Annotated in this window: 19 protein-coding genes and 1 riboswitch; of the genes, 10 read left to right on the forward strand and 9 right to left on the reverse strand. The window is 67.3% G+C overall.

Annotation, left to right across the window (positions count from 1 at the left end; translation table 11 throughout):
- Window positions 1-47: 47 nt before the first annotated feature.
- Window positions 48-959: a LysR family transcriptional regulator gene (locus QHC78_RS19210; RefSeq protein ID WP_319747438.1), complete on the reverse strand. Its 912-nt coding sequence runs from the start codon at window positions 957-959 to the stop codon at window positions 48-50.
- A 178-nt stretch (window positions 960-1,137) separates the two neighbouring features.
- Between QHC78_RS19210 and QHC78_RS19215 the strand changes: the two genes are divergently transcribed.
- Window positions 1,138-1,509 (forward strand): acyl-CoA thioesterase, encoded by a 372-nt coding sequence (locus QHC78_RS19215; RefSeq protein WP_413816493.1) that lies wholly within the window; start codon window positions 1,138-1,140, stop codon window positions 1,507-1,509.
- Between the two features lie 136 nt (window positions 1,510-1,645).
- Complete coding sequence (locus QHC78_RS19220; RefSeq protein WP_319747439.1) at window positions 1,646-2,245, forward strand: SRPBCC family protein; 600 nt, start codon at window positions 1,646-1,648, stop codon at window positions 2,243-2,245.
- Between the two features lie 20 nt (window positions 2,246-2,265).
- On the opposite strand, the gene QHC78_RS19225 is transcribed toward QHC78_RS19220, so the two are convergent.
- Entirely contained in the window at window positions 2,266-3,714 is a 1,449-nt protein-coding gene (locus QHC78_RS19225; RefSeq protein ID WP_319747441.1) for an MFS transporter, read from the reverse strand.
- 130 nt (window positions 3,715-3,844) lie between these two features.
- Between QHC78_RS19225 and QHC78_RS19230 the strand changes: the two genes are divergently transcribed.
- The 6 genes from QHC78_RS19230 (at window position 3,845) to QHC78_RS19255 (ending at window position 8,734) form a co-directional block, all read left to right on the forward strand.
- Window positions 3,845-4,423 (forward strand): type 1 glutamine amidotransferase domain-containing protein, encoded by a 579-nt coding sequence (locus tag QHC78_RS19230; protein WP_319747443.1) that lies wholly within the window; start codon window positions 3,845-3,847, stop codon window positions 4,421-4,423.
- A gap of 119 nt (window positions 4,424-4,542) precedes the next feature.
- Complete coding sequence (locus QHC78_RS19235; RefSeq protein ID WP_319747445.1) at window positions 4,543-4,896, forward strand: YciI family protein; 354 nt, start codon at window positions 4,543-4,545, stop codon at window positions 4,894-4,896.
- Between the two features lie 120 nt (window positions 4,897-5,016).
- Window positions 5,017-5,430, forward strand: a complete 414-nt coding sequence (locus QHC78_RS19240; protein ID WP_319747447.1) for a YciI family protein — start codon at window positions 5,017-5,019, stop codon at window positions 5,428-5,430.
- Between the two features lie 46 nt (window positions 5,431-5,476).
- On the forward strand, window positions 5,477-5,884 hold the full coding sequence (locus QHC78_RS19245; RefSeq protein WP_319747449.1) for a VOC family protein: 408 nt from the start codon (window positions 5,477-5,479) through the stop codon (window positions 5,882-5,884).
- Window positions 5,885-5,888: 4 nt separating this feature from the next.
- Window positions 5,889-7,181, forward strand: coding sequence for an RNA polymerase sigma factor (locus tag QHC78_RS19250; RefSeq protein WP_319747451.1), 1,293 nt, complete (start codon window positions 5,889-5,891; stop codon window positions 7,179-7,181).
- Window positions 7,178-8,734, forward strand: coding sequence for an MFS transporter (locus QHC78_RS19255; protein ID WP_319747453.1), 1,557 nt, complete (start codon window positions 7,178-7,180; stop codon window positions 8,732-8,734). The genes QHC78_RS19250 and QHC78_RS19255 overlap by 4 nt, the downstream gene beginning before the upstream one ends.
- Window positions 8,735-8,763: 29 nt before the next feature.
- Here QHC78_RS19255 and QHC78_RS19260 read toward each other — a convergent pair whose 3' ends face one another.
- Window positions 8,764-10,008, reverse strand: coding sequence for a DUF445 domain-containing protein (locus QHC78_RS19260; RefSeq protein ID WP_319747580.1), 1,245 nt, complete (start codon window positions 10,006-10,008; stop codon window positions 8,764-8,766).
- 120 nt (window positions 10,009-10,128) lie between these two features.
- Between QHC78_RS19260 and QHC78_RS19265 the strand changes: the two genes are divergently transcribed.
- Complete coding sequence (locus tag QHC78_RS19265; protein WP_319747455.1) at window positions 10,129-10,524, forward strand: GFA family protein; 396 nt, start codon at window positions 10,129-10,131, stop codon at window positions 10,522-10,524.
- Between the two features lie 91 nt (window positions 10,525-10,615).
- Window positions 10,616-11,308: a substrate-binding domain-containing protein gene (locus QHC78_RS19270; RefSeq protein WP_319747457.1), complete on the forward strand. Its 693-nt coding sequence runs from the start codon at window positions 10,616-10,618 to the stop codon at window positions 11,306-11,308.
- A 51-nt stretch (window positions 11,309-11,359) separates the two neighbouring features.
- On the opposite strand, the gene phhA is transcribed toward QHC78_RS19270, so the two are convergent.
- The 6 genes from phhA to QHC78_RS19300 form a co-directional block, all read right to left on the reverse strand.
- Window positions 11,360-12,247 carry a phenylalanine 4-monooxygenase gene (phhA, locus tag QHC78_RS19275; RefSeq protein ID WP_319747459.1) on the reverse strand — a complete coding sequence of 296 codons (888 nt, stop codon included), beginning with the start codon at window positions 12,245-12,247 and terminating at the stop codon, window positions 11,360-11,362.
- A 1-nt stretch (window position 12,248) separates the two neighbouring features.
- Window positions 12,249-12,551 carry a 4a-hydroxytetrahydrobiopterin dehydratase gene (locus QHC78_RS19280; protein ID WP_319747461.1) on the reverse strand — a complete coding sequence of 101 codons (303 nt, stop codon included), beginning with the start codon at window positions 12,549-12,551 and terminating at the stop codon, window positions 12,249-12,251.
- Between the two features lie 81 nt (window positions 12,552-12,632).
- Entirely contained in the window at window positions 12,633-13,832 is a 1,200-nt protein-coding gene (locus QHC78_RS19285; RefSeq protein ID WP_319747462.1) for an acetyl-CoA C-acyltransferase, read from the reverse strand.
- 45 nt (window positions 13,833-13,877) lie between these two features.
- Window positions 13,878-16,283: a 3-hydroxyacyl-CoA dehydrogenase/enoyl-CoA hydratase family protein gene (locus QHC78_RS19290; RefSeq protein WP_319747464.1), complete on the reverse strand. Its 2,406-nt coding sequence runs from the start codon at window positions 16,281-16,283 to the stop codon at window positions 13,878-13,880.
- 230 nt (window positions 16,284-16,513) lie between these two features.
- A complete protein-coding gene (locus QHC78_RS19295) occupies window positions 16,514-18,469 on the reverse strand; it encodes a bifunctional metallophosphatase/5'-nucleotidase (RefSeq protein WP_319747466.1) in 1,956 nt (651 codons plus the stop codon).
- A 110-nt stretch (window positions 18,470-18,579) separates the two neighbouring features.
- Complete coding sequence (locus QHC78_RS19300) at window positions 18,580-19,140, reverse strand: TMEM165/GDT1 family protein (RefSeq protein ID WP_319747468.1); 561 nt, start codon at window positions 19,138-19,140, stop codon at window positions 18,580-18,582.
- 47 nt (window positions 19,141-19,187) lie between these two features.
- Window positions 19,188-19,322, reverse strand: a riboswitch (yybP-ykoY riboswitch).
- Window positions 19,323-19,328: the final 6 nt, after the last annotated feature.

Consider the following 19,328-nt stretch of genomic DNA (forward strand, 5'->3'; position numbering starts at 1 on the left):
TTTTTTTTGCATTGCCCGGGCAGGCCGGGTCCAAGGCTGGCCTTGCGCTAACGCGCCTGCTCCAGGTATTGCCAGAGTTCGTCCACCACGGGCCTGGCCGACGCGCGGCTTTGCGGGTGTTCCCGATACAGCCGGATTTCCATGGTCTCGGTATAGGCCTCGCCGGCGCAGGCCAGGCGGCGCGAGGCCACTTCCCGGCTCACTGCGCTCTCGGGCAGGAAGGCAACGCCATGCCCCTCGAGCGCCATGGCCTTCAGGCCTTCTGCCATATCGGTCTCGTAGCGCTCGTCCAGTGCCGGACGGGGTTGCGCCGCCGCCAGGATCAGCTCGGCGATACGGCCCAGATAGGCATTGGGCGCATAGGCCAGGTAGGGGACGGGCGCGCCCTCGCCCAGCCGATACTGGGGCGTTCCGTCGGGATTGGAGCGCGCATAGGGATAGACGGCCTCAGTGCCCAGCACGAGCATGTCATAGTGGCGCGGGTCGAGCTGCACCGGCAGCCGGGGGTGGTAATACACCATGGCGAGGTCGCTGCCGCCCTGTACCAGGCTCATGGCGGCATCGTGCACGTTCAAGGCCATGAGCCTGGCGGTGAACTGGGGCAGGCCGGCCTCGGCCCGGATACCGCTCAGCCAGCGGGGAAAGAAGGTCAACGACAAGGTGTGCGGCACCGCAAAGTCGATGACGGCTTGCGAGGCAGGCCGCATGCCGCGCAGCATGGCGCGCGTTTCCTCGAGCTTGGCCAGCATGGCGATCGCTTCTGCGCGGAAAGTCTCGCCCGCGGGCGTCAACCGCGTGGGATAGACCGCTCGGTCGACCAGGTCGGTGCCGACCCATGCCTCAAGCGCCTGGATGCGGCGGGAGAAAGCCGGTTGCGTGATGTGCCTTTGCTCCGCGGCCCGCGAAAACGAACGGGTTTCGGCGAGCGCGATAAAGTCTTCGAGCCACTTGGCTTCCATGCTTGCAACCGTGGTGGAACTGGCGGAAATTGTACCGTCTGGCGGTATCGGCGAGCCGCGCCGACTACACTGTGCCGCACGGCCTTGGCCGTATCGTCGTCTTTTCGATCTGGAGTACAGCGTGACCCATCCCCTGCCGTATCCGCCCCCCGCCCCCAACTCGCTGCCCGAGGGCCAGATGCCCGTGTTGCGCGTCATCCCCATGCCCGCCGATGCCAACCCGTCGGGCGACGTGTTCGGCGGCTGGATCATGGCGCAGGTCGACCTGGCCGGGTCGGTACCCGCCCAGGGCCGCGCCAATGGCCGGGTGGCGACGGTGGCCGTGACTTCCTTCGTATTCAAGGAACCGGTTTTCGTCGGCGACCTGCTCAGCTTCTACGCGCATATCGTCAAGACGGGCCGCACCTCGATCACGGTGGCCGTCGAGGTCTACGCCGAACGGATCCGGTTGAACGCGGAAGTGGTCAAGGTCACCGAGGCCACCCTGGTCTACGTGGCCACCGATCACCAGCGGCGCCCCCGGCCGCTGCCCGACTTGCGGGCCGGCTAGCGCCCCCTGGACACTCCTGGCAAATGGTGGCACATTGACTACAAGGACGTTACCGCTTTCAGCCCAGCCGGCGTAGACCGGCAAGCCACTACGGCAGGCACCCAGGCCTGCCCGCCAAAGGCGAAGGAGACTGATCATGGAAATATCTGGTTCGCGCCTGATTCCCGCGTCTCAAGAACGCACCTGGAACAAGCTCGTCGCGCCCGAAACGCTGAAGGTCTGTATCAGCGGATGCGAGAAAGTCGAGCGGCTATCCGAACACGAATACCGGATCAACATGCGGGCCGAGGCCGGCCCCGTGTCCGCCCGCTTCCAGGGACACCTGGAATTGACCGACATCCACGCTCCCCACTCCTACCACCTGACCTTCGAGGGCGAAGGCGGCGCCGCCGGGTCCGCCAAGGGATACGCCGACATCCGGCTGAGCCCGGAAGGCGACAGCACCCGCGTCTCGTACACGGCCCATGCCGACCTGCAAGGCGCGCTCTCGCAGCTGCGTCCCGACCAGGCCGAGAAAATCGCCCGCAAGATGATGGACAACTTTTTCGCCCTGTTCTCGGTATGCGCAAGCCGGGCGCTCGAACGGCCGGCCCCCAAACCGCCGCGCGCTGCCCGGCCCGCGGCAGGCGGCGCCCATGCCTTGCACCTGCCGGCGCAGTGGGCCAACCGCTTGTCGTGGTTACTGGTATTGGGTGTGATCGCCGGGCTGGTGGCCTACCATACCTTCATGCACTGACGGGACAGGCGCGTGCGCCCTCAGCGGCGCACGTTCTTCATCTTGATGCGCTGCGCCAGCGCGATCATGGCCGCGCAGAAAACGATGGCCATGCCCATGCCGGCCTCGATGCCGGTATTCACCGAGGTCCGCGCAATCACGATGCCCACTACCGCCGTACCGATGGCGCTGCCGAGCGCGCGCGTGGTCTGGATCAAGGCGGACGCCACGCCCACGTCACGGCGTTCGGCGATCATCTGCATGAACAGCGTCAGATTGGGAATGATGAAGCCCAGGCCCACGCCGCTCAGCCCGAACGCCCCCACGGCGAATATGGTCGAGGAGCCCTGCCCCAGGAACATGACGGCCAGGCAGCCGATGGCCAATAGCAGCGCGCCCAGCACCATCAGGCGCTGCGGCTGGCTTTGGCGCGGAAACATATGGCCGTTGATCACGCTGCCGACAGGAATGCCCGCCACCAATGGCGCCAGGATCATGCCGGCCTGGGTCGGACTCAGGCCCACTTCGACCTGCAGCAGCAGCGGTCCGTAGTAAATCAGGACGAACATCACGGCGCCCGCCATCACGCCGATCACGTTGAGCAGCCGGGACTCCCTGGGCTCCAGTACCCGCAGGGGAAACATGGGCAGCGGGACCCGGCGCTCGTACCACAGCAGCAAACCGATGGCGGCGACGGCGGCGGCCAGGAAAGCCGCTCCCAGCACGGGACGCGGATGGGCCGAGAACCCCAGCTCCAGGGCTGCCATGGGCGCGCCAACGGCAGCCATCAGCAGCGCCCCGCCCAGCCAGTCGATGCGCGGGGGTTCGTCGTGCGAAGGCTTGAGCAAGGGGAAATAGACCAGCAGCATCACGAAGGCGACCACCGCCATGACCGGGCTCACGAAGAACGCCGCCCGCCAGCCGAACGCCTCGGTGATGGCCCCGCCCAGCATCGGTCCGATCCCGCTGGCCACCGCGAAGGAGGTCGAGATCAGCGCTTGCCAGCGCACCCGCCGCAGGGCGTCGGGAAACAGATCCGCCGGCGCGGCGAAGGCGGTCGCGATCATCATGCCTCCGCCCACGCCCTGCAGGGTACGGGCGGCGATCAGCTGCGGCATCGACTGGCAGATGCCGCACAACACCGACCCCAGCGCCACCAGGCACAACGAGGCGAGGATGAAGTGCTTGCGCCCGAACAGGTCGCCCAGGCGTCCGAAGATGGGAATGAAGATGGCCGAGGCCAGCAAATAGCCCGTACCGACCCAGGCGTAGAGCTCCATGCCGCCGAGCTCGTCGACGACGCGGGGAAGAATGGTGCCGACGATCGTGGAGTCCAGCGCGACCAGCATCACGACGGCGCAAATGCCGACCAATGCCAGGACCAGCTGGCGAGGATCTTCGACCGGGGACGGCAAGCCTTGATTGCCGGGCGCAGCCGTGCCGCCGGCGCGGGCGGGGCTGGCCGAATGAGGTGCGGGGGGATTCGACATTTGGGTATGAATGATACTCCCTTGAGGGTATACCCGTAGCATCCAACGGGGAACAGCCCCTCCGCACGCCGGGTATGGCGCTTGCTATCAGGCTTGCTCGCTCATGGCTCAACACACAGGGAGAAGCTCCATGGCTCAACGATTGAAGGGGCTGTCGGTGGCCATACTCGCCACCGACAACTTTGAACAGGCGGAACTCACCAGTCCGAAGGAAGCGCTTGAGCAGGCCGGTGCGACGGTCCGGATCCTGTCGGCGCGTCCTGGCCAGATACGCGGCATGAAACACGACGAGAAAGCGGACAGCTTCCCGGTGGACCAGAGCTGGAACGACGCAGAGCCGGGGGACTATGCCGGCGTGGTGATTCCCGGCGGGGTCTTCAACTCCGACGTGATACGGATGGAGGAAGGCGCGCGGCGCTTCGTCCAGGCCATCCACGACCAGGGCAAGCCGGTCGCCGTCATCTGCCACGGCGCCTGGCTGCTGGTCTCGGCCGGCCTGGTGGACGGCAAGCAGCTGACGAGCTGGCCGTCCCTGCAAGACGACATCCGCAATGCCGGCGGCAATTGGGTGGACGAGGAGGTCGTCCTGGACGGCAATCTCATTACCAGCCGCAAGCCGGATGACTTGCCGGCATTCAACGAAAAACTCATTGCGGCCCTCGCGACGGTCGAGAAAAGCGACACGCCGTCGGCGGCGCAGGCGACCTGAAGAGCGGGTCCCCGGGCCGATCCGCTGTTTACAACCGTCGTGAAAGTGCACGGGAAATCTGCAAGAATCGGCCGTCCGCCGCCGGCGGCCCATCCCCAGTCTTCCCGCGCGAGCTTCCCATGGCCTATATGCTGCTTATCGTCGAACCCACCGGACAGCGTGCCGAACGCACGGAACAGGCCGGGCGGGAACTTTACGACCAGATGCTTGCCTTCGGGGCAGACCTGAAGGCGCGCGGGCTCCTGCTGGCCGCCGAATCGCTGGCATCGCAAAAAAACGCGGTACGTGTGCAAAAACGGGACGGACACACGCGCCTGGTCGATGGCCCGTTCGCGGAAGCCAAGGAGATGATAGGCGGCTTCTTCCTGCTGGACTGCGCCAGCCGCGACGAGGCTGTGGCCGTGGCCCGGGATTGCCCCGCGGCGCAGTGGTGCACGGTGGAAGTGCGCGAAGTGGCCCCGTGCTACATGTAGACTCCGGACTTGGATAGGTAGTTACCCTAGGATTGCGCCGGACGTGTCGATTCCCGGCGGCGCCGTTCGTCGTCCAGATGAGCGCCACTTCCCCGAGCGCGCGACCACCGGAGAACTACCATGCGATTCATGATCATCGTCCGCGCGACGGCCGATACCGAAGCCGGCGTCATGCCCGAAGCACCGCTGCTGGCCGCCATGGCGGCCTACCACGAAGAGCTGGCCAAGGCCGGCGTACTGCTGGACGCCAACGGGCTGAAGGCCTCGTCCCAGGGCTGGCGCATCCGCTACCGCAACGGCAAAGGCACGGTCATCGACGGCCCGTTTGCCGAAACCAAGGAACTCATCGCCGGCTATACGCTGATCCAGGTACGGTCACGCGAAGAAGCCATGGAATGGGCCCGGCGCTACCCCGCCCCCATGGGCGAACATGCAGACGGAGAGATCGAGGTACGCGAAGTGTTCGAACTGGAGGACTTCGAACCGGGCGAAACCATCGACCGTTTCCGCACGCTCCAGGCCGCCGGTTATTGACCACCCGGCAAGCTGCCCCGATTCTTCCTCTTTCAGCGAGACCGTCATGCACAAGCAGATTTTCGTGAACCTCCCCGTCGCCGACCTGCCGCGTTCCAAGGAATTCTTCAGCAAGCTCGGCTTCACCTTCAACGCCCAATTCACCAATAACGAAGCCGCTTGCATGGTCATAGGCGAGAACATCTATGCCATGCTGATCGGGACCGAGCGTTTCCGCGACTTCACCAACAAGGAGATCAGCGACGCCACCCTCAGCACGGAAGTCCTGGTTGCGCTCACGTGCGAAAGCCGGGGAGAAGTCGACGAACTGGTGAGCAAGGCCGTGGCGGCCGGTGGCAAGGCGCCCCGCGCGCCGCAGGACTACGGCTTCATGTACAGCCATGGCTTCGACGACCCCGACGGCCACATCTGGGAAGTCTTCTACATGGATCCGAGCGCCGTCCAGCAGGAATGATCGCGTGACGCAAGCGGCTACCCATCGTGCCATCGAAGCCGTATGGCGCATCGAATCGGCCCGGATCATCGCCGGCGTCGCGCGGCTGGTGCGCGACGTCGGCCTGGCCGAGGAGCTGGCGCAGGACGCGCTGGTTTCTGCGCTGGAACGCTGGCCGCAAGACGGCGTTCCGGACAATCCCGGAGCATGGCTCATGACGACTGCCAAGAACCGGGCGCTCGACCGGCTGCGGCAAGCCGCCCTGCACGCGCGCAAGCAGGAGGAATACGGCCGCGAAACCGAAACACTGCAGGCCGGCCATGCGCCCGATCCGGCGGCGCAGCTGGAGGCGGCCCGGGAAGACGAGGTCGGCGACGACCTGCTGCGCCTGATTTTCACCGCGTGCCATCCCGTGCTGTCTACCGATGCCCGCGTTGCGCTGACCCTGCGCCTGCTGGGCGGACTGACAGCGGCGGAAATCGCGCGCGCATTCCTGGTCCCCGAAGCCACGATCGCGCAGCGCATCGTGCGCGCGAAGCGGACCTTGTCGGCGGCCAAGGTGCCGTTCGAGGTACCGCGCGCCGAAGAGCGCGCCGACCGGCTCGCCTCCGTGCTGGAAGTGATCTACCTCATTTTCAACGAGGGGTATTCGGCCACGGCTGGTGATGACTGGATGCGGCCCGCGCTGTGCAGCGAAGCGCTGCGGCTGTCCCGGGTGCTGGCCGGACTGTCGCCCGGCGAAAGCGAGGTCCACGGATTGCGCGCGCTGCTGGAGCTGCAGGCTTCCCGCCTCCCGGCCCGCACAGACGCGCAAGGGCGGCCAGTATTGCTGAGGGAGCAGGACCGGGCGCGCTGGGACCCCTTGCTGATCCGGCATGGGCTGGCCGCTCTGGCGCAGTCCGAAGCCCTGGGCGGCGCCCGCGGACCCTATGCGCTGCAGGCCGCGCTGGCTGCCTGCCACGCCCGGGCCCGCAGTCCGGAAGACACCGATTGGGTCCAGATCGTGGCGCTCTATGATGCCTTGGCGCAAGTAGCGCCTTCGCCCGTCGTGGCGTTGAACCGAGCCGTGGCGGTCGGCATGGCCTTCGGCCCGGCTGCCGGCCTGGAACTGGTCGAGGCCTTGCAGGAAGATCCGGCCCTGGCGAACTATCATTGGCTGCCCAGCGTGCGGGCCGATCTGCTGTTCAAGCTTGGCCGGCGCGCCGAAGCGCGCGCGGAGTTCCTGCGCGCCGCCGCGATGACACGCAACGTACAAGAACAGACGCTGCTTCTGGAGCGGGCCGCCCAGGCCCTGGCGCCGGACGGCGAGCCGACATGACCATGATTTCCCCCCACCCCAGCAACTACCCTGCCGCCACCCGCCGAGAATGGATAGGACTGGCCGTGATCGCCCTCCCCTGCATGGTCTATGCCATGGACATGACCGTGCTGAACCTGGCGCTTCCCGCCATCAGCGCGCAGCTCCAGCCTTCGAGCTCGCAGCTCCTGTGGATCATCGACATCTATGGCTTCCTGGTGGCCGGCCTGCTCATCACCATGGGCACCTTGGGCGACCGGATCGGGCGGCGCAAGCTTCTGCTGGCCGGGGCGGCCGCATTCGGCGCCGCTTCCACCATCGCAGCATTTTCGAACAGCGCCGAGATGCTGATCGCCATGCGCGCCTTGCTAGGTGTCGCGGGCGCCACGCTGGCGCCTTCCACCATGTCCTTGATCCGCAATATGTTCCATGACGAGCACGAACGGCGGCTGGCCATCGGCATCTGGATCGCCAGCTTCTCGCTGGGCAGCGCGATCGGGCCGCTGGTGGGCGGGCTGCTGCTGGAGTTCTTCTGGTGGGGCTCGGTCTTCCTGGTCGCGGTGCCCGTCATGCTGCTCCTGCTGGCGCTCGGGCCGGCCCTGCTGCCGGAATATCGCGACCCGGACGCCGGGCCCATCGACCTGGCCAGTGTGGCGCAATCGCTGTTCGCCGTACTGGCGATCATCTACGGCATCAAGGACATCGCGCAACACGGCCCGGGCTGGCTGTCGGCCGCAGCCATCCTGGCGGGCGTGGCCGTAGGGCTGGCCTTCGTGCGGCGCCAGCGGCACCTGGCGTATCCCTTGCTCGACATGAGCCTGTTCCTGCGGCCGGCCTTCGGCGCGGCTATCGCCACCTATGCCTTGTCGTGCCTGGCCATGTTCGGCATCTATGTTTTCATCACGCAGTACCTGCAACTGGTCCTGGGGCTCAATCCCTTGCAGGCGGGCCTGGTCACGGTTCCGTGGGCGCTGGGCTTCGTCCTGGGGTCTCTGTTCGCCCCGCGCCTGGCGCGCCGCGCCTCCCCACGGGTCATTTTCGTCGGCGGGCTGCTGGCCGCGGCGGCAGGCTTCGCGTTGCTGGTGCTGGCCGACCGTCCGTACGGACTGGAGGCCGTCGTGGCGGGCATGATTGTGGTCAGCCTGGGCATGGCGCCGGTGATCACCATCGGCAACGAGATGATCATTACGGCGGCGCCGCCCGAGCGCGCGGGCTCGGCCTCCGCCATTTCGGAAACCTGCGCCGAACTCAGCGCCGCACTGGGCATCGCGGTCCTGGGCAGCATAGGCACCCTGTTCTACCGCACCGGCCTGTCGGCCGCCATGCCGGAGGGGATCCCGGAACCAGCGGCGTCCGCCGCCATGGCAACCCTGGGCGGCGCCGTGACGGCGGCCCAGGCACTGCCCGGGGCCGCCGGCGAAGCGATGCTGTCCGCTGCGCGTGCAGCTTTCGTCGGCGCGCTGCAGTTCATGTCGGTAACCGGCGCGATCCTCGTCGTGGGCGCCGCGTTGGCCGCGGCCCGCATCTTGCGCGCCGGGCGGGGCACCCCGGCGCTGGACGACCGCGCCACCTGACCCGGCACGGCCGCATAGGGCACGGCGGTTCACCCGCCCAGCGTCACCACCAGTGCGTGCAGGGCGATGCCGATCAAGCCGCCGACCAGCGTGCCGTTGTAGCGGATGTACTGGAGATCGGGCCCGACGCTGAGCTCGATCTCGCTCACCAGTTGCCGCTCGTCCCAGCCCTTCACCGTTTGCGAGATATGCTCGGTGACGCCGGTACGCAAGCGGGCGGCCAGGCTGCGGGCACCGGCCATGACGTGTTCGTTGATGGCCTCGCGCAGTTCGGTGTTGGCGGCCAGCTGGCGCCCGAGCGCCGCCAGGCTGCGCTCCAGGTATCCGACCAGGGGCGAGGCATCGCTGTCGAGGTTCCTGCGCAAGGCCGCATGGATTTCCTCCCACAGGCCCTGCACATACTCCTGCACCGTGGCGTGGTCGATCAAGTTGGACTTGATCCGGGCGATCTGTTCGCGCAGCGCGGGATCGTCCCGCAGGCGCCCGACATAGGCGTCCACCCAGGCCTCGTAGTCCTTGCGCAGCGGGTGGTCGGGCCGGGACAGGACATCGTGCAATTCGTCCAGCATGGCCCGCGCCAGCCGGTCGGCCAGGTTGTCGGCAATGCTGTCTACCGGCTTGACGAGGTTGACCGTGCCGACGATCCGGGGCCACTCCCTGCGGGCATACTTGACCATCAGCCCCGACACGCGGGCCTTGACGCTTTCATCGTCCAGATAGCCTCCGAGCCGCCGCAAGGCCTCGTCCAAGAGCTGATGATGACGGCCGTCCCGGGTCAGCAGCCCCAGCACTTCGCCGGCCGCGGCCCCGGCATCCCAGGCGCGCAGGCGCGACACGACGAAGCCCTGGATGGCATCGCGCACGGCGCGTTCGTCCAGCAGGTCGAGCGCCTGCGACAGCCAGGTGCGGGCCATGGCGGCTGCGGCACGGGCCTGGGCGGGCTCGCTGAGCCAAGTGCCCAGCCGGGCAGCCGGGTCGAACACCTTGAGCCTTGCCAGCAAGACATCGGGTTCAAGAAAATGGTCGCGCACGAAAACCGCCAGGTTCTCGGCCAGCCGCTCTTTATTGCTGGGGATGATGGCCGTGTGCGGAATGGGCAGCCCCAGCGGCCGCTTGAACAGCGCCACCACGGCAAACCAATCCGCCAAGGCCCCCACCGTGGCGGCCTCGCAGAACGCCCGCACCCAGGCCCAGACCCCTTGGCCGCCCATGGCGTGGCTGAGCGCGAAACCGGCGAGCGTGGCGGCCAGCAGCCCGGCGGCGCCCAGTTTCATGCGGCGCAGCCGCCTCAGGCGGGGATCGGTGGACGTGGAAGAAGTCAAGGCATCAATGGTCCGGCGAAGTATAGTCAGCACTTTACCCAGCAGCGGGTATCTCATCCAGCGGAGCGCGTCATGAAAGGATCCTGCTTGTGCGGCGCGGTGCAATACGAGGCGGACCGCCTCGACCTGCCGATCCGCCACTGCCATTGCCGCACCTGCCGCAAGGCGCATGCCGCCGCCTACGCCACGACGGCCGGCGTGGCCCGTGAGCATTTCCGCTGGATCGCCGGCCAGGACAAACTGTCGCGCTTCGAGTCGTCGCCAGGCAAGCTGCGTCATTTCTGCTCGTTGTGCGGCACGCACCTGGTGGGCGAGCGGGCCGGCCAGCCGCACGTCATGGTACGCGTCGCCACGCTGGACGACGATCCCGGCGCCCGCCCGCGGGAACATATCTGGACCTCGCACGATGTACCGTGGCTGTGCGCGGACGGCTTGCCGGCCCATCCCGGGTGGCACCCGGACCATTGAGGACGAGGCGCCGCGGTCCGGCGCTATGGTCTAATTCCCAGGACCCGCGGCCCCCTGCCGCCAGCCGTCCGATCTACAGGAAGCAAACCACATGGCATCCCAGATCCATATCATTTCTTCGATGGCAACCAAGCAGCTGCTTGCCGACCTCGTTGCCCAGTTCCAGCAATCGCACCCGCAACAGGACATCCGGGTAGAAGCCGTAGGCGGCGTCGACGCCGCCAAGCGCGTCGAGGCCGGCGAAGCGCTCGACGCGATCGTCCTGGCGGCGGACGTCATCGACCGCATGACTGCCGCGGGACGCATCGTGGCCGGCAGCCGGGTCGACCTGGTCAAGTCCGGCGTCTACGTCGCCGTCCGGGCCGGCGCCGCGCACCCGGATATCGGCAGCGAAGCCGCGCTCAAGCAGGCCGTGCTGGAAGCCGGCACCATCGGCTATTCGACCGGCCCGAGCGGCGTCTACCTGGCCAAGCTGTTCGAGCGCTGGGGCATCGCCGGCCAGATCAAGGACCGCATCGTCCAGGCCAAGCCCGGCGTACCGGTAGGCTCGCTGATCGCCAAGGGCGAAGTCGAACTCGGTTTCCAGCAGCTGAGCGAGTTGATGAACCTGCCCGGGATCGACATCGTCGGCCCCTTGCCGCCCGAGATCCAGGTGCTGACGACCTTCTCCGCCGGCATCGCCGCCGCTTCGTCCCAGGCCGACGAAGTACGCGCCCTGCTCGCTTTCATGGGCAGCGCCGACGCCGCCGAGATCAAGCGTCGCAACGGCATGGAGCCGCTCTGAGCGGCTGAGGGGCCAGCAGCCGAGCCGGCCCGCCGTCTTCGCAGGGGCCGGCTAGCTGCGCCCGGCCCGGGCCGCATAGGCGCCGGTGCCCCGGGCCAGGACCTCGTCCTCGGCCCCCAGCTCTCCCGGCTCGATCTCAGGCAGGCGGCGCACGCGTTCGTAGACTGGCGCGAAGTCGATCCGCGCCAGGTCCAGCAATTCGTCCAGGTCGTGCAGCACGAAATAGATTTCCTGGAAATCGTCGATACGGTAGCGGGTGCGCATGACCCGCTCCAGGTCGAACCGCACGCGGTGAGGCGAGGGATGGTCGAGCGCGAACAGGCTTTCGGCATGCGACGAAATAATGCCTGAACCATAGATGCGCAAGCCCCCCTCCTGGCTGATCAGCCCGAACTCGACCGTATACCAGTAGACGCGCGCCAGATGGTGCAGGACACCCAGCCGCTGCGCGCGCAACCCGCCTTGGCCGTAGGCTTGCACGAAGTCCGCCAGCACGGGATGCATCAGCATAGGCACATGGCCGAACACGTCGTGAAAGACGTCGGGTTCTTCCAGGTAGTCGAGCTGGTCGGGGCGGCGGATGAACTGTCCGGCCGGAAAACGGCGATGGGCCAGATGGTCGAAGAAGACTTCGTCCGGCACCAGGCCCGGAACGGCCACCACCTGCCATCCCGTACGCCTGGCCAAGACGTCGCTGAGGCGGCGGAAATCCGGAATACGGTCCGCGTCTATGGGCAGATCGCGCAGGCCAGCCTCGAACTCGCGGCAGGCCCGCCCCCGGACCAGCCGCGCCTGCCGCTCGAACAAGGTCTTCCACAGCGCATGCTCCTGCGCCGTGTAGTGTTCCCAATCCTGGTCTATGGTCCAGTCCGCCCGCACAGGCCGTCCCGCCTCGCCGGCGGCAAGGCCGTGCTTGGGCGAGGCGGGACGCGCTTTCATCCTATCCCTTCGCGGTGGCCCTCGCGGCCTCGTCGGCATGGCGGGCGAGTTCGACATCCCGCAACGTCAGGCCACCGGCGTCGTGGGTGGTCAGGGTGATTTCCACCCTGTTGTAGACATTCGACCACTCAGGATGGTGATTGTTCTTTTCGGCGTGCAGCGCAATACGCGTCATGAACGCGAACGCCTGGCCGAAATCCTCGAACTCGAACTTGCGCCGGATCGCGCCGCGGGCCGCATCCAGCTCCCAGCCCGGCAGTTGCGCCATGGCTTGCTCTATCTGTTCAGCGTTCAACTTCTGCATGACATGCTCCTTGCGCCGGCCCGCCACGGCCGAAGACCACTTTCAGGCGTCCGGCCTGCCCCGCGACGAACGGCGCATCGTTCAGACTCGCTCGAAGATGCCCGCCGCGCCCATCCCGGTGCCCACGCACATGGTCACCATGCCGTACTTCAGGTTCCTGCGCCGCAGCCCGTGCACCACGGTAGCCGCCCGGATGGCGCCGGTCGCGCCCAGCGGATGGCCCAGCGCGATCGCGCCGCCCAGCGGATTGATCCGGGCGGGATCGACGCCCAGGTCGCGAATGACCGCGAGGGACTGCGCCGCGAAGGCTTCGTTCAGCTCTATCCAGTCCATGTCCGCCAGCGTCAGGCCCGCTTGCTTGAGGGCGGCCGGCACGGCCTCCTTCGGGCCTATGCCCATGATCTCGGGCGGCACGCCGCGCACAGCAGAAGTCACGAAACGGGCCAGCGGCGTAAGGTTGAACTCCTTCAAGGCCTTCTCGGACACCAGCACCAGCGCACCGGCGCCGTCGGAGGTCTGGGAACTGTTGCCGGCCGTCACGCTGCCTTGGGCGGCGAACACCGGCCGCAGCCGGGCCAGGGCCTCGGCGTTGGTATCGGCGCGCGGCCCCTCGTCCAGCGACACGGCGCGCTTGCGCGTGGCCACCTGCTGCGCCTCGAGATCGGGGAAATGCGTCACCACGTCGATAGGCGCGATCTCGTCCGTGAACTCGCCCGCTTGCTGCGCCGCCAGAGCCTTCTGGTGCGATGCCAGCGCGAAGGCATCCTGGTCCTCGCGCGATACTTTCCACTGCGCCGCGACTTTCTCGGCAGTCAGGCCCATGCCGTAGGCGATGCCGATATTCTCGTCGCCCTCGAACACGCGCGGGTTGACCGAGGGGTTGAATCCCATCATGGGAACCATGCTCATCGATTCGGTGCCGCCGGCGATCATCACGTCCGCCTCGCCCACGCGTATCCGGTCCGCGGCCATGGACACCGCGGTCAGGCCCGACGCGCAAAAGCGGTTGACCGTCACGCCGCCCACACTCTGCGGCAGCCCCGCGAGCAAGGCGGCGATACGAGCCACGTTCAGCCCTTGCGCCCCTTCCGGCATCGCGCAGCCGGCGATCAGGTCCTGGATCCGCTGGGGATCGAGCCCGGGCACCTGGGCCAAGGCCGCACGCACGGCGTGGACCAGCAGGTCGTCGGGCCGCACCGTCCGCAGCGCGCCGCGCGGCGCCTTGCCTACCGGCGTACGCGCCGCCGCGACGACATAGGCGTCCTGAATTTGTCGAGACATCGATCCCTCCTATGGTGGTTGGCCCCGCGCATCCGCGCCGGGGACTCAATTCCTCAGTGGCTTGCCCGTCTGCATCATGGCCATGATGCGCTCCTGCGTCTTGAACTGGCCGAGCAGCGACATGAAGGTCTGCCGCTCGAGCGCCATGACCCATTGCTCGTCCACCAGCGATCCGGCCTCCACTTGGCCGCCGCACAGGATCTCGGCAATGGCGCGGCCCAAGTGGAAGTCGTACTCGGAAATGAAGCCGCCGTCGCGCATATTGACCAGCTGCGAGGTGAGCGTAGCGATGCCCTCCGCGCCCGCGGCGGCGAAGGCTTGCTTCCACGGCGCACGCCAGCCGGCATCATGGAGCGCCTGCGCCTCGCGTATAGCCGTGTACAACACCTCGTGCACATTGAAGACAATGGGGTCGCCTTCCAGCAGGTAGCCCATGTGCCGCGCCTCGACGGCGGACTTGGACACCTGTGCGGTCGCGGCTTGCAGCGCATATTTCTTCAGGAACAGGAGCAGGGAGGTTTCCGGCGCCAGCGCGTGTTCCTCTGCGGCGCGGCGCGCCAGGTAAGTCAGTCCCCCGCCGCCGGGGATCAAGCCCACCCCCACCTCCACGAGGCCGAGGTAGGTCTCGAAATGCGCGACGCGCCGCGCGCAGTACACCGAGAGCTCGCATCCGCCGCCCAGCGCCATGCCGGCCAGCGCGGCGACCGTCGGCACCTGGGCATAGCGCAGCCGCAGCATCAACTGCTGCAGCCGTTCTTCCTCGGGCGCAATCGCCTGCACGCCGCCGCTCATGAACAGCGGCACGATGCCCTGCAGGTCGGCGCCGGCCGAAAACGGTTCGCCCGGATTCCATATCACCAGCCCGCGATAGCGCTCCTCCGCGAGGTCTACGGCGCGCAGCAGCCCCAGCGTCACGCCGGGACTGATCGTATGCATCTTGGTCTTGAAGGAGGCCACCAGCACGTCGTCCAGACCGGGGCGGTCCAGGGTCCACAAACGAATGGCCTCGTCCTCGAAGACGGTCTGCCCGGCCGCCAGCGGGACGATGCCCTCCCCCGCCAGCGAGGCGCGGAACACCTGGCGGCGGTACACAGGCAGATCGGAGCGCGCGTCGAACCTGCCCGCCGTGGGGTTCCACGACCCTTCGGGCACATGCACGCCGCCGCGCTCGGCCACCGGGCCGCTGGTCACCCAGGCCGGCAGCGGCACGTTCGACAGCGTCTTGCCCGCCGCGATATCGTCCGCCACCCATTGCGCGACGTCGAGCCAGCCGGCCTGTTGCCAGAGTTCGAACGGGCCGACGCCATGGCCGAAGCCCCAGCGCATGGCGAAGTCCACATCGCGCGCCGTCTGGGCAATGTCGGCCAGGTGCACGGCGATGTACTGGAACGTATCGCGCAGGATGGCCCACAGGAACTGGGCCTGCGGATGCCCGGTCTCGCGCAGCGCGCGCAAGCGCTGGCCTGCGTCCTTGTTCTTCAGGATGCGGACGATGGCGTCATCGGCCTTGCCGTCCGCGGGCACGTATTCGCCCTTGGCCGGATCCAGCCGCAGGATGGCCTTGCCCTGCTTGCGGAAGAACCCGGCGCCGGTCTTCTGCCCCAGCGCCCCCTGCTTGATCAATCCGGCGAGCACCGGCGGCGTGCCGTAGTGCGCAGCGAACGGGTCGTCCGGCAGGTAATCCTCCATGGTCTTGATGACGTGCGCCAGCGTGTCCAACCCCACCACGTCACCGGTACGAAAGGTCCCGGACTTGGCCCGGCCGAGCTTCGCGCCGGTCAGGTCGTCCACCACGTCGTAGGTCAGCCCGAACTTCTCGGCCTCGATCATCGCAGACAGCAGGCCGAACACGCCCACGCGGTTGCCGATGAAGTTGGGCGTGTCCTTGGCCCGGACCACGCCCTTGCCGAGCACGGTAGTCAGGAAGGCCTCGAGCCGGTCGAGTATGGCGGGATCGGTATGGCCGGTCGGAATCAGCTCGACCAGGTGCATGTAGCGCGGGGGGTTGAAGAAGTGGACGCCGCAAAAGCGCGGCAGCAGCGCCGCGTCCAGCCCCTTGGACAGTTCCGTGATAGACAGGCCCGACGTGTTGGTGGCGAAGATGGCACCCGGGCCGATCGCCGCGCCCACCTTGGCGTACAGGTCATGCTTCCAGTCCATGCGCTCGGCGATGGCCTCGATCACCAGGTCGCACTCCTTGAGCTTAGCCAGATCTTCCTCGTAGTTGGCCGGTTCGATCAGCGACGCAAGCTCCGGCGCGCCCAGCGGCGCGGGGCTCAGTTTGCGCAGGTTGTCGATGGCTTTGAGGACGATGCCGTTCTTGGGACCTTCCTTGGCAGGCAGGTCGAACAGCACGACGGGAACCTTGGCGTTGATGCAGTGGGCCGCAATCTGCGCGCCCATGACTCCGGCTCCCAGTACTGCGACTTTGCGGACGATGAAATTCGACATGGTCTTCCTGGCGGGTGGAGGACCGGCGCGGCCGGTCCGATGTGGGGCGGGCGCCGGCCATGCCGGCGCATAGGGCTATCCATGCGGATAGTCTACCGCCGCCTGCCCCACCTCGTCAGGCATCCGGGGCAGGCCTTTGCCAGGAAGGGTTCCCCCCGGAGCCCGGGCGGGGCCTTCCGCGGCACGGCGCCATGCGAAGCGCCGTGCCCGGCCCTCGGCCGGGGCTTGCGTCAGCGCGTGACGGCGGTCCAGGCGTCCCGGTGGGACTTGGTGCTGTACAGCGCAGGATCCAGCTTGCGCAGCTCGGGCAGGCCGTTGCTGCCCTCGGGCTGGGCGGCGATGTATTCGAGGAATACGTCCGCATCCAGCACGCCGACGTCCAGGCGGCGTCCGGCCGGCACGGCGGCCAGCGTGGCGTAGCCGTCACCGCCATTGGCGTTGAAGCTCAGCACGAACAGCTTGTACGTACGGGTGGCGTTGCCCAGGTCCAGCAGGTTCCAGTTGCCGGTGGCGCTGTCGCGCAGCTCGATGTTGCTGACGCGCTGGCCTTTGGGACGGGTCGCATCGACATCCCAGCGCAAACCGCCCGTGTACGGATAGGGGCCCGTCGCGCCGGAACCGCCGTAGGTCGCTTCCATGCCGTCCTCCAGCATGTTCTTGATCTCGGCGGCCGTCACTTCCAACCGGTACAGCTGGTTGCCGAAAGGCACGACTTCGATCGCCCGTCCCGCCGTGATGTCCCCTTGCAAGGGCACGCGCACGCCGCCGCCGCTCTGCAGCGTCAGGTCGGCGCCGCCATAGGACCGTTGCGCGATCTCGAGGAAGGCCTGCGCCACGATCTGCTGGATGTCGCCGCCGCGGCGGGTCACGTCGCCCAGCTCATTGCAGGCTGCGCTGGAGCGGCCGTAGTCGTTCCAGCCGGCGGTCTGCGTCGGCGATCCGCCCGGTACGCGCCGCGAGCAAAGCTCTTCGGGCGCGTGGGCCACCACGGTCTGGTTGAAGACATCGACCTGTTTCTTGAACGGCTCGAGCAATTTCCTGGCCTCGGGATCCTCGGCCACGACTTTGAGAAAACCGCTGGCCTGCACGTCAGCCAGGATCGCCGTCCGGTCAGCCCCGGCGACGGCCGCGCCATCGACGGAAAAGTCGTCGCCGATCAGGACGTGAGGCGTGCCCTCGCACTTGGTGACCTCGCCCTGCGCATCGAACTCGACCTGCAGCTCGCCGACGACCTGGCTGTATTCCCAAGCCTGCACCACGCACACCGGCTTGCCGTTCTTGTCGGTCAGCCGGGTGGGATAGCTGCCGGCAGGTGTGCCGCTCAAGCCGTAGGTATCGCTCATCGACTGGGGGCCGAGCAGCGTGTGCGAATCGCCGCCGACCACCACGTCCACGCCGTCCAGCTTGGCGACGATCTGCTGGTCGTAGCCATAGCCGGTGTGGCTCAGCAGGATGAACTTGTCGATTCCCTCGGCACGCAGCCGATCGATTTCGCGCTGGGCGGCAACCGCTTCGTCTTCGAACACGGTGCCCTTGTCAGGACTGGAGGAAGCCTGGGTCTTGGCGGCGATGGTCAGGCCGATGATGCCGATTTTCTGGCCATCCCGCTCGACCACGTGCGAAGGAGACACCGCGCCCGGGGCACGCGACGGATTCAGCGCCGATGTTTCGGCAAAGCTGACATTGGCGCTCAGCACCGGCGTCTTGCAATCGCCGGCATGCAGCAGGTCGATGAAGTCCTTCAAGCCGCCGTCGCCCTTGTCGAACTCGTGATTGCCGAGCGCGAAGGCGTCGAAGCACACGGTGTTCATCATCACGGCGTCGGGTTCGCCCATCTTGCCCGCGCGGTTGAAGTAAAGCGTGCCGGTCATGGCATCGCCCGCATGGAGCTTCAGGACGTTGGGCGAACGTGCCGCCAGCGTGTCGATGGCGCTCTTGAGGCGCGGAAACCCCCCGGCCGAAACGTCGACGGCCTTGCGCGTGCCGTCGGCCGCCTTCAATTGCAGCGTGGCCGAGGCGGCATCCAGGTGCGAGTGGTGATCGTTGACGTGCAGAATGGTGAGGGCAAGCGGCCGCGGTTCCGGCTGCGGCGCCGGCGCGGCGGGATCGTCGTCGCTCGATGACAGGCATCCCGCCGTCAACAAGGCCGCAGCCAGCACTACCCCCCCGCCGAGGATTTTTTTCATGACCGTTATCCATGTCGTTCATTGAAGAGCGCATAGCCTCGCCCCTTGTCATGAAACGGTCGTGAAAATTGCATGAACTTCTTGTTGCACAGCTGGGAGGGCGCGCCCCGCTAGACCAGATCCAGCAACGCGGCCAGGCCGAGACCGGCGAAGATCAGGGCAGCAATCCCATGCACCAGCCTGACGGGCAGCCGGTCGGCGAGCTTGCCGCCCACCAGGACGGCCGGCACGTTGGCGATCATCATGCCCACTGTCGTGCCGACCACCACCGCGGCATAGGCATGGAAATGCGCCACCAGCGCCACGGTCGCGATCTGGGTCTTGTCGCCCATCTCGGCCAGGAAGAAAGCAACCACCGTCGTGCCGAACACGCCCAGCCTGAGCCGGTCGGTATCCTCTTCTTCGAGCTTGTCGGGCACCAGCATCCAGACCGCCATGGCGAGGAAGGAGACGCCCAGTATCCAGCGCAGCGCATCCGGGCCGACGACCTGGGTCAGCCAGGCGCCCACGGCGCCGGCCAGCGCGTGATTGACGACAGTCGCGGTGAAGATGCCCAGGATGATGGGCCAGGGTCGCCGCCAGCGGGCGGCCAGACAGAAAGCGAGGAGTTGGGTTTTGTCGCCGATCTCGGCCAGGGCCACGATGCCGGTCGAGACGAGGAAGGCTTCCATGCTGATCGATGCTCCGGGCCGGACGGTTGACCGAATGATCGCGCATCAGCCCCGGCCCACCGGTCGCTGCACGATCAAAGGTCTTGCCAAGTCCAGGACCGTCTGCGCCATGCCGTCGGCAAGTGTGTTGACGCAGACCCTCGCGCCGCGGCGCGAGGAGGCTACTCCCCAATGACGGGGGCGAGTAT

It is taken from the genome of Pigmentiphaga sp. (assembly GCF_033795525.1).
Lineage (GTDB): Bacteria > Pseudomonadota > Gammaproteobacteria > Burkholderiales > Burkholderiaceae_B > Pigmentiphaga.